Genomic DNA, 17,794 nt, shown 5'->3' with positions numbered 1-17,794 from the left:
TACCGTGGTGCACCCAAGACGTAGGCAAGCCAGTGATTTCACGGAACCCACTCATTCGCACCACCCTCGTTGCCTGCACCGGATTAGGAGGCGCTCTTCTTCTTTCCGCATGCGCCAAGCAGTTGGAGTTTCCCCACCTCGGAGACCCTCTCGCGTCCAGTGCCAAGTTGGAGGTGCCTGGATCTTTCACCGACTTCACCATTCGTTACAGCGACTCCTGCGGACACATGCAGGACATTCCGTTGGGACATCGACTCCACGAGGCCTTGCAGGAAGGCCTGCGACGAACCTTTACCACCGTGATCACCGAAGGTGACACCCCTCTCACCCCTGATCATATCATTCAAATCGACAAGATTGATTCGATCTTTGATCTCAACAAGGACGCCCTCTACGACCGGCCTCCGGCAAGCCTCCAACTTACGACCGTAGCTCGCGTGTACGATCGAACCGGAACGTTACTTCGACAATCAGACATCACCGTCGCTCGGCGAGAGCGCCTACGCCTGGAGCAACTCGGAAAGAATTGCGACTACCACATCGATCCATTCATCCAGGACACCGCCATCGATTTGGCCACACGTGTCGCGTTGATTGCCAGAGTTGCCGCAGGTGGTCAGGAACAGCCTCCCTCAGTCGCACCGAATTCAGCACCGGTCAGCAAGCTGCCCCAGCCTTCGGTTTCAACAACCAAGGAACCTCCTCCTCCGTCAGCCTCACCGGGTTCAGTGCTTCGATTCAAAAGCCTATTGCTTGATGAGAACAGCGATGTAATCTTCGAGGGCGGTGAACACATCAGAATTCGAGTGGATATCGTGAATACTGGGATAGCCCCGATTGAACATGCCTGGGCGTCACTATCCGGCACCTCGCCCGCCATCGAACAGTTTCCCACGACGAGCTTGAGAGTACCGCCTCTTGAAGCAGGAGAAACCAAATCACTGGAGTTTGTCGCCACGTTACCCCTGCTTGCCGAACCCCAACAGGCCAAGATTCAGGTTGCCGTAGAAGAACGCAGTGGAGTTGCGGCCCGCCCCCAAACACTTTCCTTCACCATCGCCCCAACCGGATCCACCAACGATGATATCGATCACGTCCCGGCACAAACATCACACGTTCGGCAACCTGACACGTCCATTATTTCGATCGGCCTCAGCTCCCATCGCGACCAACAGATACGATCCCGCAAGTATGCGTCACGCGATGCAGAGACAGTGGCGAAGTATTTTGAGACGTTCGGGGGTGTTCCAGCGTCCAATATCCACCTCCTGACAGACCGGAAAGCGACGCATGCGCAGATCGAGAAGGCGTTTCTGGAATGGCTCCCGACTCGGCCCATGAAGGATGGACTTGTCATCGTCTATTTTTCCGGCCAGGCCCTGGTATCTCCGACTGGCGAGATCATGCTCGTCCCGTATGATGGAGCGAAGGCCGCAACAACCCTCTACCGATTGAAATCGCTCGAATCGGTCTTTGCAAAACTCAGCCCGCAGCAGGCCATTCTTATCTTCGAAGGAACCATCTCCTCGATTCAAGATAACCCCAAGCCACGCGTTACCCCCCAATGGGAATTACATGGTGATGAGACCATCCGCTTGATCGCGGTGGAGGGATTCGGCAAGGGCCTCAACGACGACACGCATCGTCACGGGCTCTTCACCTACTATCTCTTGCGGGGTCTTCGTGGAGAGGCGGACACAAACCATGATGGTACGGTCACGCTCGGTGAGATCAGCGGATTCGTGCGTCAGAAGGTGGCCTGGGCTTCAAAATCAAAGTTTAGCTCCGTGCAGCGTCCTCAGATCATTCCACTGCTGAAACCGGACGACAGAGCCACCGACGTGGTCCTCACCACCCTGCCCTCTCTCGCCGCGTCGGAAACGCCTTAACTCATACCATTCAGGCCAGTGCGTGCTCCGGAAATGGAATTGGCGCTTGCGATGCACAAAACAAGGGCAATCCAATCCTCCGAGAAAGATAAGGGTAGAGAGTCTGTGGCACACCAGTATCTGGATTGCGTAGCCAAGATAAGAAATCATTCCTTTTACGTATCACTGGGAAAGGAATGTGAGGAGGGCAGTATTTGAACTTGGGAGAGGTCGTCGCACAGACATACCTCATTGAAACCGCAACGGCTATAGCGTATTACTTCTTCTCGTGGTGATTGGCACGTGTTCTAGGGACAGAGCTCGCAAGTGCCCTTCTTGTCCGGATCGGTCTAGTCTCTTGGGTTTTTCCCTGCGGTGTGCGCTCTCGTCGATGCGAGGTGGAGCCTGGCCTGCCCTTGGCGAGGCAATTCAAGCACCATGTCAACCGGTCAACCGGAGGATCGTCACATGACACTTTCTTACGCAAAGCTTGGAGTGACCCTAGTAGTCTTGGCACTGGTGCCTAACGTGGCCGGGGGAGTACATCAGGCATGGGCAGGGCAAGAAGTTCGAGCCTGCGAGCTGCTTGATCTCCAAGGTGCCAGTCGTGTGATCGGACCAGGTGCCGAGCACCCAGGTGGTGACACGGAACGAGACATGTGTCTTTATTCAAGCCCAGGTGTGGCCATGCTGACGATCCAATTATGGCCGGCAGAGTCGTACGACCAGATGACCATTCTGAAGCCGCACACGCCGGTCAAGATTGGAGATGCAGCTCGCTACAACGTGCAAAAGACGGGTGTGGTCGCTGTTCAGCTCGTTAAGGGATCTCACTCCGTTACGTTAAACGTACAACCTATAGGCAAACAGAAAACCGACTACCTGGCTCCGCTCTTATCTGCGGCGCGCGAGGTAGCAGCTCGTCTGCAGTAGCTCGAAGAGGATCGTGACGGCCCCAGGCAATCTGGCAATTTCAGCGGAGCGCTTCGAGTTGCGGTGTTATATTGCGACTCTAGATTCGCGTGTGGTCCTGCACTCCGATGCCGGGTCTTTCCGAGAGATCCCTGGTGCAGGCTTTGTCCGAAGATGCTTTGTCTTCGTCGTCCTTCGCCTTATGAAAAAAAGAGGGTGGGGAAGAGCTCCCCACCCTCTTCTGATCTATCACGATCTCAGCCGGATCGTCACGCTACCAAGCTGAAACAGCAGGCCTATGGGCTGGTTACCTGCATGTGGATGCTGCCGGTGTCAGGCATCGGCGGATTGATCGTAATCGTATACATTTCCGACGTAGCAAGCGTCACTGGTTTGAGCGTAAAGCTCGACTCGGAGCTCGTCTCACCAGCTTGCAAGATACCGTTCGGCGAATACAGGCTCACGTTCACGGTGCCAAGCTTATTCTGGGTCACCTTGATGATCACCTGTTGACCGGCTGAACCCATGAACGTGTAGCGCCCATTCTGTCCGGCCCTGCTGATCATGATCGATCGCGGAGCCGCGTTAATCTTTAGAGAATCCGAAACCTCCGTCGAAAGGGTCAGGGTCATTCCCCCGGTGTAGTTGCTGCCCGGGTCTACAAGAATCGTGTAGGTGCCAGTGGTCGGCAAGGGGTGTTGATCTTCCAGCGCTCCACCCGCCGTCCCTACGGCTGTGGAAGCGAGGATGGTCCCCTCCGCAGTCATCAACGTGACCGCACTCGAGGTGATGTCCACTGATGTCAGGCCGAGGCTGACCCACTGTCCCGCCTTGCCGTCAAACGTATACCGAGCGGTCTGACCTGGTTTGCTCAGACTGAGCGGCACTGATGGGCCATCGAGAGCCAATGTCCCTGTGACCGGCGAGGAGAGCGCGAGCGTCATACTGCCAGTGTAGTTACTCACCGGCTCGACCATAACGGTGTACGTCCCTGTTTCCGGCAACGCCGTCAACGGATCGAGACTGCCACCGCTCGAACCGATGGTCGTGGAGGACCACTTGCTGCCATCAGGCTTCAAGATCGACACCGTGCTCGATGCAATTGAAACCCCGGTCAGTCCGAGATTCACCCATTGGCCCGCCGTTCCGTCAAACGTATACCGTGCCCGTTGCCCCGGCACGGACAGCGTCGGTGTCACCGTCATTTGGTCGATCGCGATAGGCCCGGTCAGTTCAGGAGCATTATAGACCGCGAGTTTGGCATGACCGGTGTAGCTCAAATCCGGATCAATGAGGATAGTATAGGTCCCTGAAGTAGGAAGAACCTGCCCTGGGATCATGACTCCGCCGGACACAAACGAGATCGGCTTGCCCAAGGGCATACCGTCCGGCTTCAGAATCGACGCATACCCACTGCGAATCGTCACATCACTTAACTGCACACTCACCGTTTGGCCGCTTTGACCCGAGAAGGTATAGTACGCGTTTTGCCCGACCCGCTTGATATCAAACGCCGCGGCGGCACCTTGAGGAACGATTTCTCCGCTCACCGCGCTTGAGACTGCGATGGTCGCGCTCCCCGTATATTCGCTGAAGGGATCGAGGAGGATCGTATAGGTTCCGGTCGCGGGCAACTCAACGAGATCAAGACTCGCTCCGTTCATCTGACTGGAGGAGATCAAACTACCTGCCGTATCATCACTGAACTTATAGGACGAGGTTGACGTTTGGACATTCGTCTGAGCGGAAAGTTCTCGCTGCATGGTCGCATAATAGCTCTTCACGGCCGAGGCCTGAGTTGGGACCATCGCACCATCCGGCCCATACACCGCCACCCTGAACTGAGTGAGTGAAACACCGTGAAAGCCGATGTTGATCCGTTCACCTGCCGTGCCGTCAAACGTGATGATGCCTTTTTTCTTGGCGGTATTGATGGCGGCCGTGACAGGCTCTCCACCAACCGTAATGCGCCCATTATATTCGATGTCAGCTGCCGAGACCCCCGGCGGCAACGCGCCTTCTCCGGCATAACCGACCCCGGAGTTGAGAACCCCAATGGCTCCCGTCGACAGGAGCGCAAACGAAACCGTTACCACTGCTACGCGGCACTTCCCCCACGGCCATAGGCTGCCCATAGTCGCCCTCCTATTCCAAGTGATGAAAACAGACGGCCCCATAGTGGTTGTCACCTCGTTTGAGTGCTGCTCTCAGTTTTTTCACAGTGGGCGGACTCTACCCCTTTTTATATCCACAGCGCAAGCTCCAATGCATGACTCAGGCGGATGTTCGTGTGGTCCCCCCTTTTGAGGGGATCCCAGAGGCAGGGACAATATTTCTGATTTTTATGAACGCTGACGGGGTATTGGGAGCGGGTTAGAGATCGTAAACCGGCGTTAACCGGTCGATATTCTTATGAGCGAGACGCAAATGAAAAGGGTGGAGAGTGACCTCCCCACCCTTTTCCTATCGACTCGTGGAACCTCCCTCAACAAACGAGACTAATCCTTCTTACAGAAGCTCCGCTCGTAGTTGATGATGGCCCAGGCTTCTTCCTCATTGATCGCAGCCGGGATCAATGAAACCATACCCGTGCCGGGGCTGCCGTTCTTGATGGCCCAGAAGAGTTCGCCATCTTTCCGCTTCTTGTGGAACTTGCAATTGGTGAAATCCCGTGGGCTTGGATTCAAAATCTTGCCGGCTTCACCCTGTCCGTCACCAGCCTTGCCGTGGCAATTGAAACAGGTGCCCTTCCCCTCATACAAGGCCTTCCCTTTTGCAATGCTCTCCGGAGTGACATCGACCGGATTCTTCATACCTTTTGCCTCAGCCATCTGATCAGCCGGAACACGTGGCTTCAAAGGGTCTTTTTCTTCAGCTCCCACCACTGAAACCGAGAGGAGCATAATCGCTGCACTGATACCCAAAAACTTGGACAGATACCCCATCAGACGTCCTCCTTTGTGTTAAACCCATCGGCCTTCATCCACTCCAGGCCGCTGACTTGCCTGCTCAATTCTCAAAAGACAGGTAAATTCGTAAAACTATACCAATGCTTTTGAATTTCTGTCAAGGAAACACCCCACCGACACATAGCGCTCGTCTGATCCCTTGTCTGAATGCATGTTCTGGATAAAACAGAAGATGGATGAATTCAACGACACTACCGTTTCAACACAATGTCGCGAGCCACTTTGCCGCTGGGCCCAAACGGCTTTTGAGGTTTACCGTTTAATTCAGCTTTCACTCCCCCGGCGTTGCCAAGCGTGAGGATGAACTGATCCTGCCCCGTCCAATGGGACTTTTCACCAGGCCGAAGCAGTGATTCCTGAGGGCTGCCATTGTCGATCTGTACGACGACCCAACTCAACTCCGTGGCTTCTAAATCCAGAACGAGCTGTCCATCACCCCGATCCACAGCCCCGTTCAACGATAACCCTGCCAGCGGACCATCACTGCCTGGGGATGCGGTGGAAACCGCGGACACCACCCCGGGCTCAACTTTGGACACCGCCACAGCGGTTGAGTTTGCCTCCTGCTTGGGCGACGTGTCCGCCGTGGGTTTTGACAGACCTGCAGGCACCTCACTTGGCTTCGACGTTTCTGGAGCATGTTCCGGTCCGCGGGCACTCGGTTCCGGCAGATCCTTGCCCGCTTGAGCCGGCCGTTTCGCCAAGGACGCTGGTTCCGGTGCGCCCTGACGGAACACCGCGGATTGTTCTCGGCTTAGGAGAAAGATTAACGTCAGCACGGCAAGGCCGATCGCAATGGCGACCGTCTTTCGATTGGCTTGGCGTTTGCGATCTTCCTCGACCTGCCGAACCTTCAGCCGTTCACGTTCATCCTGTTTCTCATAGAACGACCCGGCCGACTGAATAAACCGATGAATCGCATCCTCTTCATCAAGGCCCAGCGAGCGTGCATAGGACCGCACAAATCCCCGAGCGAAGACCTGGTCCGGCAACTTGGCAAAATTCCCGTCTTCGAGTGCCTTGACGAAGTCCGCACGAATACGGGTCTTGGACGCAACCTCATCGACCGTCAACCCCTTGGTCTCCCGAACTTGCCTGAAGAATTCGCCGACCGACTCCATAGGTCTCCTACTTCAATCGAGTCAACAGTTCCGATGCCGCCTCTGCCAATCCCCCGCCCTCATCCATCGTCGCGACTTTCTTCAGGACCTCCCGGGCTCGCGTCGTATACCCCAATTTATAGTACACCCGTCCGAGCTCCAGATGGGTCATTGCCGGAGGGACGCTGGGAGGACTGGCTGAGGCCGCATCCTCGAACGCCTCCATGGACCCGTGCAGATCTCCCTGGTGTGCAAGCGCACGACCGAGATGAAATCTGGCCAAATCAGGAGTCGGGTACAGGGGATTCGCGAGCGCCTGTCTGTAGGACACAATCGCTTCATCCCACCGATCTTGGTTCGCAAGGACCTGTCCGAGATACGTGTGCGCTTCGGAATACGATTCGTCAATCTTGATGGCCGCCCGAAATTGCTCTTCCGCAAGGGGGAGCTTGCCCTGGAGGACATACACATGCCCTAACGCGTACCGTGACTCCTTGTTCGCTGGGTTCAACTGGACGGACTTCTGAAATGACACAAACGCCCGTTGACGATCTGCCGGTAAACTGGCGACGCCTTCTTGATAATGCCCTTGCGACTTGCGGACCGCTTCCTTGTCGGTTGCACATCCCGTCATGATGGTTAAGGCGCCTACACACACCGGCACCAGACAACGATTCAGTTGGCCGCACCGACTATTCACGCTGACCATCAAATATCCTCAAAATGCGTTAACCGCTTGAATTCTGAGAACCGAGCCTGAATCTCTTTGTAATCCAGGATTCGCAATCGGTCAAGACTAAAGGCTTCTACTGTAAATGACGCCATGACGCTTCCGAAGATAATCGCCTGCTTCATCGCCTCGGGCGAGCGATTTCCGGTTGCCGCCAAATACCCGAGAAATCCTCCAGCAAAGGTATCTCCCGCTCCGGTCGGATCACGGACGTCTTCGAGCGGAAATGCCGGTGCACCGAACACCTGTTTCTCATTGAACATCAACACCCCGTACTCTCCGCGTTTCACGATCAAGTGTTTGGGGCCTCGGGCAAGCACGAGCTTGGCGACTTTCACTAAGTTCGAGTCTTGGCCCAAGGCTCGAGCCTCCCCGTCGTTGATGATCAGCACATCGACCTTCTCCAGCACCTTCCAAAGTGCGTCTCGCTGCCCATTGATCCAGAAATTCATCGTATCGCACGCCACAAGGGCCGGACGCTGAACTTTCTGCAGCACATCGAGTTGCAGCTCGGGATGAATATTTCCCAGAAACAAGACATCGGGTGCGCAATAGGCTTCTGGGATTTGGGGGCGAAACGTCTCGAAGACATTGAGCTGCGTATCCAAGGTATGGGCTTCGTTCAGCTGATGGGTATATTCTCCTTTCCAGCGAAAGGTGGCTCCGGGACGACGCTCCAGGCCTGTGAGGTCAATTCCTCGACTTTTGAGAAACGCGACATGTTGTTGCGGAAAGTCTTCTCCGACCACGGCGATCAGCGCCACCGATGTAAAGAAACTGGCGGCCGTCGAGAAATAGGTCGCCGACCCTCCTAGGATGTCGGTTCCTTCGCCGAATGGCGTTTTGACTGTATCGAGCGCAACCGATCCGACTACGAGCAATTTCCCCATGACTAACGGGCTCCTTTCTGTGGTCTCAACGCACGAGCAATGAGCACGGCGAGCCGCTTCCGAACCGCCGCAGGAATTCGTTTCGGCGCGGTCAGAATCGCATTCTCCAACGCGCGATGACAGGTGCAGGATCTGAGCTCGGTGAAGGCTGGCATGACCGCCCGAAGGATCTGCTTGGCCACAGCCACATTACGGTGCAGGGTGGCCAACACCGCGTCTACCGTCACAGCCTCCTCCGTTTCATGCCAGCAGTCATAGTCGGTGACAAGAGCCACCGTCGCGTACGAGAGCTCCGCTTCTCTCGCCAGTTTGGCCTCCGGCATATTGGTCATTCCGATCACATCGACTCCCCATTGCCGGTAGAGTTGCGATTCCGCCTTGGTCGAAAACTGCGGACCTTCCATACAGAGATAGGTCCCCCGTGGATGCACCGTGGCCCCGACTTGCTCGGCTGATGACCGCAGCGCGTGTCCCAGCTCAGCACAGACCGGCTCACCAAACGCCACATGTGCCACGATCCCATTTTCAAAAAACGTCGAGGGACGGCGCTTAGTCAGATCGATAAACTGGTCCGGTATCACGACGTCTCCAGGTCGAATCGATTCCTTCATGCTCCCGACGGCGCTGATCGAAATAATATGGGAGACACCAAGAGACTTGAGCGCAAAAATGTTGGCGCGATAGTTAATCCCCGTTGGATTCAACAGATGTCCTTGACCATGCCGGGAGAGAAAGGCCACCTGAACGCCTTCGAGCGTGCCCAGGGTAATCGCATCGGAGGGAACTCCGAACGGCGTTCGCACCCGAATTGATCGAGTCGCTCTTAACCCTTCAATGTTATAGAGCCCACTTCCTCCGATCACGCCGACCGTCGCATGCCGCTTGCTGGTCTTCATCTTCATGCAGATCCCTTTCCATAGGCTGCCCCTTCCCTCACACTGGACGGGGCCTGCCGCTCCAAAGTCCTCATAAACTGTTCGATCTGTCTGATCACTTGTTCGGCCGTTTGTTCAGGCCGTTCCCCTTCTTCGATCGGCAGCCAGACGATCCCTGGCTCCTTTCGAAACCAGGTCATCTGCCGTTTCGCAAAGTGTCTGGTGTCTCGCTTGAACTGGCGCACCATTTCAGGATAGTCGTACGCATCTGCCAAAAAGGCTCCGACCTGACGATAACCAAGCCCTTTCATGGAAGCCAGCTCCCGCCCACATCCCTGATTGAGCAATGACTGCGTCTCTTCTACCATTCCATGCGTCAACTGCCAATCGATACGTTCTTCAATTCTTTGATACAGGATGTCCGGAGGGCGCTGGAGTCCGATCAGCAGAGCCGAAAACGGTCTTTCCTGAAACCGATGTTCCTCCTGGATGACCGAGATCGAGCGCCCCGACAATCGGTAGACCTCCAGCGCCCGCATCACCTTTGATTCGTCATTCGGGTGCAACCGGGCTGCCGCCTCAGGATCAGTGCGCTGCAATTCCGCATAGAGGCCGCATTTCCCCCTTTCGTCTCTTAACTTGTTGAGGTCTGCCCTCACACGGGGATCGGACTCGGGCGCTGCGCATAACCCTCGTACCAAGGTCCGTATGTACAACCCTGTACCCCCTACCACGAACGGGAGCCGGTTCGCAGCATATAATCGATCGATTTCCTCCAATGCCACGCGGCGATACCGCCCGGCATTGAATGCTTCGTGAGGATCAACCAGATCAATCAGCCGATGCGGCACACCCTGACGCTCTGCGACCGTCGGCTTATCTGTTCCGATGTCCATTCCACGGTACACCTGACGAGAATCGGCTGTCAGGACCTCGGTATCAAACCGGCGGGCCACCGTTGTCGCAACTCGACTTTTTCCGACGGCCGTCGGTCCCAGCAGCACAACCAACGGCCGGTGGCGACGTAGAAGTTCTGAAAGCATAGATTCACGTGGGACGAGGGACAGAATAGCCTACCAACCGACCCGCCCAAAAAGTTTTTCAAGCTCACTGACCGTGAGGCGGAACGAGGTTCTGCGTCCGTGGGGACAGGTGGTAATTTCTCCTTCGCTCCGCCATTCGTCTACCAGCGCTTTGATTTCTTCCAGTCTCATGAGACGACCAGCGCGGACGGCACCGTGACAGGCCAGCGAGGCCAATACCGAACGAACCCTTGCCTCCAGACTTGTCAGACTGTCCCAATGGATGAGGTCTTCGAGAAGATCGTGAAGAAACAGGCTCCCATCGATACGCCCAAGACCAACCGGGGTCGATCTGATCAGAACCGTTGAGATGCCGAACGGTTCGATCTCCAACCCTAACTGCTCCAGATCCCCCCGGTACCGCTGCAGCAAGGCAGCGTGAGCCGGAGACACGTCAACTGGGTCAGGAATGAGCAGCGCCTGAGCCTCCATCTTGCGCGTCGCCCAGGCCCGCTGCAGTCGTTCAAACAGGACGCGCTCATGCGCGGTATGCTGATCGATCACGGTCAAATCTTTCCCGACTTGAGCCACGAGGTACGTTCGATTGATCTGTCCCAGCGGGATCACTTCGATGGAGGAGACCCGAGCATAGGACTCTGCTGCCTCATTGACGAACGTCAATTGAGCGTCACCACCCTGCCAGGCGGGCGGGGTTGGAGTCGCCGGAGAAGACTCACACGCAGAGAACGGATGACTCACCGCACCTGCGACCTGCTGGGTGGAACCGGCACGACGACTCTGGTCCTGCACATCATTCGGCGTCGTTTCTCGGCTCAATGCCTGTCGAACGGCTCGTCGCACCAGCTGATGCACAGCTTCATTATCAGAAAACCGGACTTCTCGTTTGCTGGGATGGACATTGACATCGACACGATCTGGATCCACCTCCAAAAACAGGACAAATCGCGGGTGGCATCCCCTGGCAATGAACGATCCGTAGCCCTCTCCAACGGCGTGGGACACCGCCAGGCTCCGAACGGGGCGACGGTTCACAAACACCTCTTGCGGTGTGCGCGACGACTTCGCATGAACCGCATCGACAAGATACCCACTGACGGCAACACCAGGAAGCGCGGCATTGAGCGACACACACTGTTCAAGAAACGCAGGGTGGTACACTTGGGCGATTCGATCAGCCTCAGACCGTACCGCCGGATAGTTCATCAGTTCCTGTGCGTTGTGCGTGAGACGAAATTGGATGGACGGCCATGCCAACGCCGCTTGTTGCACCACCCGCGTGATATGCGAATGCTCTGTAGGAATAGACTTGAGAAACTTTTTTCGCGCCGGCTGATTCTTGAACAAATCCGATATTTCGATTCTAGTCCCCATCACGGGAGGCGCATCAGCAATGGTCCCGACCAACCCGTCCACGACGTCCAATTCCGTCCCGAGTTCACCCGCCCGCGTTGTCGTGATCAGATGAACATGCGCCACCGCGGCAATACTCGGTAATGCCTCACCTCGAAAGCCCATCGTTCGGATGGACCAGAGGTCCATATCCGACCGAAGCTTGCTGGTGGCATGCCGTTGAAACGCGCGTGGCGCATCCTCCCGGCTCATGCCCTCACCGTCATCGGTGACCCGGATCAGCGAGAGGCCGCCATCCTTCACATCAACCGTGATCGCACGACTCCCGGCATCGATGCTGTTCTCAAGCAGCTCTTTGACGACTGCTGCAGGACGCTCGACCACTTCTCCCGCTGCGATGCGACCGATGACGTCGTCTGGTAGGATGCAAATCTTACCGCTGCCGTCAGTCGTCAGCACGGCAGGAGGCTCCTCAGGACAGAGACGCTGGTAGGAAGGGTAGGACGTCGCGCGACCGCAACGGTCATCGGATTTCGGCCAGCTTATTCTTGGCTAGTTTCGATTCCTCCGACGAGGGAAACTCCTCAAGCACTCGCTTCAGATTTCTCCTGGACTTTGTGAGATCGCCGGTCTCGGCCGTGGCCAATCCAAGCTTGTACAGCGCCGCCGGCACCTTTTCGTTTCCAGGGTACTCGGCCACAAGCGAATCGAATATTTGAATCGCCCGCCCATAATCTTTCAAATTGTAATACGATTCGCCCATCCAATACTGTGCATTGGGAGTCAGCGACGTCCCGGGGAAGTCTTTCACGAACCGCTGAAACCCTGCCACCGAGAGTTCATAATTTCCATTGAGGTAATCATTGTACGCTAAGTTGAATGCCGATGTCGGAGTAATTCCAGTGACGATCGCGATGGATTCGGCCGGAGGGGTGGACTTGACCGGCTTGACGCCACGAGACTCCGTTGGAGGATCCACTTTCACCGCTGAGCGGCTCGCAGTCTCTTCCAGTTTGGCGAGTCGATGTTCCATTTTCTGGAAATGAGCGGACAACTCATCAAACCGTGGCTTGGTAGCTACTGGGTCTTTGATCTTTTCGATGGCCTCCAACCGACGCATGACGGCGTCCATCCGCTGACGATCCTGGTCTTGGGTTCGAGCGACCGCTGAGAGCTGGTTCCGAGCTTGGATAAAATCCGCATGTCGCGCACATCCGACAAGATCAACCGCCGATATCGACAGCCCGCAGACCAGAAGACCCGACAGCATTGGACGAACACCCATGGTATTACCGTGCCTCCTTGAGTTGTGCCAACTTGTCCGATGCTCTTCCCGCTTCTGCACTCCCCGGGTACAGCGTCATCACTTGTCTGAATGCTGAGTGGGCTCGTTTCACGTCCTTCATCGCCAGAAACGCATACCCCTTCTTCAGAAGCGCGGCGGGCACCTTCTCACTGCTCGGATAGTCGATCTCTACCTTGTCGTAGGCATCGATGGCTTTCTGAAAATCCTTCTTGCCATAGTACGACTCACCAAGCCAAAACCTCGCATTCGGCGCGAGGCTGGAGTTCGGATATTCGGAGAGAAAGCCGGCAAATCCTTGTCGAGCGCCTTCGAGATCCCCGTCCCGAAACATAGTCAGTAACCGGTCATACCGAGCACGATCCGGGGACTCGAAACTGCTCTGAGGGGATTCAAACTTTGGTGATTCCTGAGGAAGAACGATCGTTGCTCTCGCCGTCGCGATTTCCGATTCGGGAGAGTTCGCAGATGCGCCCCCTCCTTCGGGCGTGAATTCTCTCGACGCAGTGGACTGCTCCGCAGATTTAGCCCCCTGTTGAAGCAACGCGGGCTTATTGGAAACATGTTCAACCGTCTTCGCCAACGCGTCGATACGGTTGTCCTGCTCGTCCAGCCGGGCCGTGATTTTCTTTCCAATCGTCTCAAGGGCTTTCGTCAGGGACGCCACGCTTCGATTGAGATCCTCCGCTTGTGCAGCGGCGTCGATCTTGGCAGTGAGATTCTTCGACACCTGTTCTCCCTCGCCCACCCGATCGTTCAGACCGGTCAAGGCCTCCCGAAACCCGGTCAAGGCCTGATTGAATTGGACGAATTTCTGAGAGACGTGCTCACCTTTTTTATTGTTTTCCACCAGCTCTCGCCGTTGTTCATCAAGCTTGAGATCCACTCGCTTGGTGATGCTTTCGTTCGTCCGCTGGACGACCTCGATGAGCTCTTTCTTCAAGGCCTCCATGGCTTTCGCCACTTCGTCGAGCCTGGCTGAAACTTTGGCATCCTGTGTCTCGAAACTCTTCTGTACCCACAGATACCGGGTCCCGCTATCGGCTTCAAGTTTTGCCGCCAGCTGCTCCAGCTTTTTGGTCTGCTGCTCCAACTGCGCCGAGCGGTATTTAAAGTCTTCTTGTCTACCCTGGAGGTCCTTGGCCAGATGCAGCGCCTTTTCGAGCTCCCCTCGCAACCGGGGCAACTCCTGTTCTCGCAACGTTGAAATTTCCTGATTCTGCCTCGCGCTGGTCTGAGACAGCTGATTCTTAAAATCTTTTTCCGTTTTTTTGAGATCCGACTGCTGTGCCATACAACCAGAAAACACGAGACCTATCATCGTCATACCGAGGAGCGCACAATGCGTCATGGATGGTTGAATCAGCATATCCTGACCTCTCAGCAATCGTTACCAATCAGAGGGGGCAGTTCGGTCAATCGTAGTCACGCATGCGTCACTCCCCGATTCCAACAGCGAGATGCCCACGGCGATTTTGGGAGTAACACGATTCGGTATGTTCGGTGCAGAACGGACGTTCCTTGCCGTAGGAGACGACCGACAGATGATTGGGTGCCGCGCCCAGCTCAACAAGATAGTTCCGGACGGCTTTCGCACGTTTCTCCCCCAACACCAAATTGTACGCCGACGTGCCTCGTTCATCACAATGTCCTTCGATTTTCAGCTGGCTGTTCGGATTGGACTTAATCCATTCCGCGTTGTCGGAGAGGGCATGACGACTCTCCTCCGTGATCGAAAAACTATCATAGGCAAAAAACACATCTCGCAGGCCAGCCGCTGCTGATGCGAGCTGCTCGGCCCGTATTTCAGCCAACTGACGAGCGGCGGCTCCTGGGTCGGATTTCGCCATCAGTCTATCTCGATTATTCCCCGCCCCACCATGCCCCCCAAAACCACCATCGCTGCCGACATCACCATTGAGCCGTTCTTCAGATGGGTCACGATCTATTCCGCGCAAGCTGTTTGAGTTCTCGCCACCGGAGAATGCCGTGTCTGGAAAATTTGGGCTGACCCCGCCGCTGGTTCCGTCTCGATTTCCTCCCCTCGTGATCCCGCTCTTAGTCGTCGGTTCTTGAAATGTTTGGGCATCGCCACCTGATTGAAGCGCCTTTTTGGAACAGGCAGGCATCACCGCTATAAGAATACCAAAAATCAGCGGCAGGTAAATGGTTGGTAGCTTTCTCATGGGATTGGTTCCCTCCTGAATAGGATATCCACTCTTTCATACAGGGGAGGACGATTGCCGTCAATGCCCTCCACAACGATCATGACGCGGGAGACCAGGTCGGGGCGCTGTTGTGTGTACCCGTAAATGTGATCCGCTCGAGATCTTTCCCGTCCGCATTGATCATGTAAATCTGACTCTTGCCGTCCGCCGTCGAGCTAAACACAAGATGGCGCCCATCCGGCGACCAGGAAGGTGAATCATCCACTCCTGGACCAGCCGTCAACTGCCGACGTTTCTGCCCATCCGGGGTGATGAGACAAAGCTTATACTCCTTCTTCGGGGTCCGGCACACATACGCGATCCAGTTTCCACGAGGCGACCAGGCCGGCGCCGCATTATAGTCTCCGTCAAATGTCAATCGACGGACATTAGACCCGTCCGCACTCATCAGAAACAGTTGTGGCCCTCCGCTACGATCTGAAGCAAAGACCAACTCACGTCCAGAGGGAGCCCAGGACGGAGAAAGGTCCCCTCCCGCATTCGTCGTCAGTCGGTGGACGGCTTTCGTGCGCGTATCCAACCGATACAGTTCGGCATTACCCTCATGGCTCGACGAATAGGCGAGAAAATGCCCGTCGGGCGAGAGCGCTGGAGTGATATTCAACCCACCTTGCGAGACAAGCGTCCAGCGTTTCCCTGTCGCGAGCTCGATCATATGAATCTCCTGGGTATTCCGATTGCGATAGGCGGTGAAGACGAGAAAACGCCGATCCGGCGACCAGTGCGGCATCAAGTTCAAAAACCCGTCGGCGGTCAGCTGGCGAGGCTCAAACCCATCATAGTCCATTACGAAGAGTTCGCGAGCAGTTCCCTGCTGCGAGACATAGGCGATCTTCGTCCGCGCAATGCCCGGCTCTCCCGTGTATCGAAACACCAACTCATCCGCGAACCGATGGGCCATCAGCCGGACAACCGATGTGGAGCCTGCGTATCGCTTCCCACCGACCACCTCATCACTGCCCGCATCGTACACATACCCATCCATATTGACATCGGGTGGCTTCGTGTTGGTCTTCATCCCGGCCCTTCCCCAGACTAGGACAGAGACTCCGTTCTCCGTAGCCTGCTTGAAGGAAGGGTCTGGTTCGGGCCCTGGATGGCCGACCTTAATCTTAAGCGGCGCGAGATCGACGAGGGAAAACACTAAGGATCGCCGCACATCCGCCTTGAGCACATCCTCGATACGGCTTCCCAGCTTCGCACGTCCCTCGGGTGACTCCGGTCCACCGACATTGTCGATTCCCACGACCCCCAGCGGGATCTTCTGAAATTCCGACCTGGTGGCTTCAAGAAAGACGTCAGCGGCACCAGACTCAATGATCCACACAAGACCGAGCGAGGCACAGACACCGGCAAGAAGAAGAGTTCGAAACGTCATGTTTTATCCTTGAGGTTCCCCGACGGTGAACGTGAAATGGGCATCAAAATAGGCATCGGTGATGTCGGCTGGAAATACAGGTAAGGGTACGGCACTTAACACTGCCCGTTTCCCAGCTAAATCATAATACTCGTTTCCGGAGGATTGTTCGATGGCCACTCCAGTCACTCTTCCGTTTCGATGCAACCGAAATTGCACAATGACGACATAAACCTGGTTGGTCACATCTACCGGAGGCGCACTCCATACATTACTGATCCGTTGGCGGACTAACCCAAGATAGGCGTTCGACCCTGGAGCCATTCCCGGGATTTTGAGCGTCGTATCAACGGTCTTCTGACTCGGGACCTTTGCTTCGATAGGTGGCGATGGCTTCGCTGGCGCTTCTGCGGCAGGTGCCGGCGGAGGTGTTTCCTTGGCAATCTCGACCTTCTTGATCTTCCTCAGTTCCTCATCCAATTCTTTCGCCAATTCTTCTGTCAAGGATGACGACGGGGGTGTGACTGCCGGCTTTCCCGCCGTTTCCTTCGTCTCCGCTACAACCGGAACTTCCGGCAACTTGATGGCTGGCGCCTTTTTGGGATTGGCCTCCGGACTGATCTCTCCTAGCCTTGGAGCATCAGGAGGCAACTCGATGTCTTTCAAGACGTCGCGCATAATATCATTCGATTGCTTTGCAGAAGGGATCGGAGGAGGGGCAGGCGGGACATTTACGGGTGGGGCAGGTTTGGCCTGTTCGACTGAAGGAGGGGGTTGCTCGACCGGTTTCAGTTGTTCAATGGGCTTAAGCGGTTCAGTGAGCTTCGACTGTTCAATGGGTTTCGGCGGTTCAACAGGCGTGACTTGTTCAACTGGTTTCGGTTTGTCAGGGGCTTTCGGTCGCTCCACCGCTTTTTTAACGGGCTGAGTCTTGGGAGGCTCCACAGACTTCGTTGGAAGAGTCGGAAGACTGGCAAGGGAAATTTCAATGGAACTGAGCGGCCGTTCTCCTTGACGAGGCAACCGTACCCACCCCAACAAGGCCAATATGCCGACGTGCAACACCACGGACACAAAGACGGCACGGCCTAAGCGACGCGCCAGTGTCGCCTGCCAATCATCGCCCGCTGATATGCCGGCTGATACCCAAGCCTGCACCGTAAACCTTA

15 protein-coding genes are annotated in these 17,794 nt (G+C 55.8%); 2 read left to right on the top strand and 13 right to left on the bottom strand.

The window, feature by feature from the left end; all coding sequences use genetic code 11:
• Positions 1 to 32: 32 nt before the first annotated feature.
• Both IPM58_00330 and IPM58_00325 read left to right on the top strand, forming a co-directional pair.
• Positions 33 to 1,889 carry a hypothetical protein gene (locus IPM58_00330; GenBank protein ID MBK9305559.1) on the top strand — a complete coding sequence of 619 codons (1,857 nt, stop codon included), beginning with the start codon at positions 33 to 35 and terminating at the stop codon, positions 1,887 to 1,889.
• Between the two features lie 447 nt (positions 1,890 to 2,336).
• Positions 2,337 to 2,801 (top strand): hypothetical protein, encoded by a 465-nt coding sequence (locus IPM58_00325; GenBank protein ID MBK9305558.1) that lies wholly within the window; start codon positions 2,337 to 2,339, stop codon positions 2,799 to 2,801.
• Between the two features lie 275 nt (positions 2,802 to 3,076).
• On the opposite strand, the gene IPM58_00320 is transcribed toward IPM58_00325, so the two are convergent.
• The 13 genes from IPM58_00320 to IPM58_00260 all read right to left on the bottom strand — a co-directional run bounded on the left by IPM58_00320 (position 3,077) and on the right by IPM58_00260 (position 17,783).
• A complete protein-coding gene (locus IPM58_00320; protein ID MBK9305557.1) occupies positions 3,077 to 4,915 on the bottom strand; it encodes a hypothetical protein in 1,839 nt (612 codons plus the stop codon).
• 363 nt (positions 4,916 to 5,278) lie between these two features.
• A complete protein-coding gene (locus IPM58_00315) occupies positions 5,279 to 5,725 on the bottom strand; it encodes a cytochrome c (protein ID MBK9305556.1) in 447 nt (148 codons plus the stop codon).
• A gap of 215 nt (positions 5,726 to 5,940) precedes the next feature.
• Positions 5,941 to 6,870 (bottom strand): helix-turn-helix domain-containing protein, encoded by a 930-nt coding sequence (locus tag IPM58_00310; protein MBK9305555.1) that lies wholly within the window; start codon positions 6,868 to 6,870, stop codon positions 5,941 to 5,943.
• Positions 6,871 to 6,877: 7 nt separating this feature from the next.
• Positions 6,878 to 7,558: a tetratricopeptide repeat protein gene (locus IPM58_00305; protein MBK9305554.1), complete on the bottom strand. Its 681-nt coding sequence runs from the start codon at positions 7,556 to 7,558 to the stop codon at positions 6,878 to 6,880.
• Positions 7,558 to 8,469, bottom strand: coding sequence for a sugar kinase (locus IPM58_00300; GenBank protein ID MBK9305553.1), 912 nt, complete (start codon positions 8,467 to 8,469; stop codon positions 7,558 to 7,560). The genes IPM58_00305 and IPM58_00300 overlap by 1 nt, the downstream gene beginning before the upstream one ends.
• A gap of 2 nt (positions 8,470 to 8,471) precedes the next feature.
• Entirely contained in the window at positions 8,472 to 9,365 is an 894-nt protein-coding gene (gene mtnP / locus IPM58_00295; protein MBK9305552.1) for an S-methyl-5'-thioadenosine phosphorylase, read from the bottom strand.
• A 2-nt stretch (positions 9,366 to 9,367) separates the two neighbouring features.
• Positions 9,368 to 10,387: a tRNA (adenosine(37)-N6)-dimethylallyltransferase MiaA gene (gene miaA / locus IPM58_00290; protein ID MBK9305551.1), complete on the bottom strand. Its 1,020-nt coding sequence runs from the start codon at positions 10,385 to 10,387 to the stop codon at positions 9,368 to 9,370.
• Between the two features lie 30 nt (positions 10,388 to 10,417).
• A complete protein-coding gene (gene mutL, locus IPM58_00285; GenBank protein ID MBK9305550.1) occupies positions 10,418 to 12,196 on the bottom strand; it encodes a DNA mismatch repair endonuclease MutL in 1,779 nt (592 codons plus the stop codon).
• A gap of 64 nt (positions 12,197 to 12,260) precedes the next feature.
• The gene (gene ybgF, locus IPM58_00280) at positions 12,261 to 13,022 is read right to left on the bottom strand and encodes a tol-pal system protein YbgF (protein MBK9305549.1); all 762 of its coding nucleotides are present in this window, start codon (positions 13,020 to 13,022) and stop codon (positions 12,261 to 12,263) included.
• 4 nt (positions 13,023 to 13,026) lie between these two features.
• Positions 13,027 to 14,409, bottom strand: a complete 1,383-nt coding sequence (ybgF, locus tag IPM58_00275; GenBank protein ID MBK9305548.1) for a tol-pal system protein YbgF — start codon at positions 14,407 to 14,409, stop codon at positions 13,027 to 13,029.
• Positions 14,410 to 14,476: 67 nt separating this feature from the next.
• Positions 14,477 to 15,226, bottom strand: coding sequence for a peptidoglycan-associated lipoprotein Pal (gene pal / locus IPM58_00270; GenBank protein MBK9305547.1), 750 nt, complete (start codon positions 15,224 to 15,226; stop codon positions 14,477 to 14,479).
• Between the two features lie 79 nt (positions 15,227 to 15,305).
• Positions 15,306 to 16,646 (bottom strand): PD40 domain-containing protein, encoded by a 1,341-nt coding sequence (locus IPM58_00265; protein ID MBK9305546.1) that lies wholly within the window; start codon positions 16,644 to 16,646, stop codon positions 15,306 to 15,308.
• Positions 16,647 to 16,649: 3 nt separating this feature from the next.
• A complete protein-coding gene (locus IPM58_00260; GenBank protein ID MBK9305545.1) occupies positions 16,650 to 17,783 on the bottom strand; it encodes a cell envelope integrity protein TolA in 1,134 nt (377 codons plus the stop codon).
• Positions 17,784 to 17,794 lie beyond the last annotated feature (11 nt).

Origin of the sequence: Nitrospira sp., from assembly GCA_016715825.1 — a bacterium.
Taxonomy (GTDB): Bacteria; Nitrospirota; Nitrospiria; order Nitrospirales; family Nitrospiraceae; genus Nitrospira_D.
Note: the sequence above shows the minus strand (reverse complement) of the source record. Positions and strands in the feature narration are given on the sequence as shown.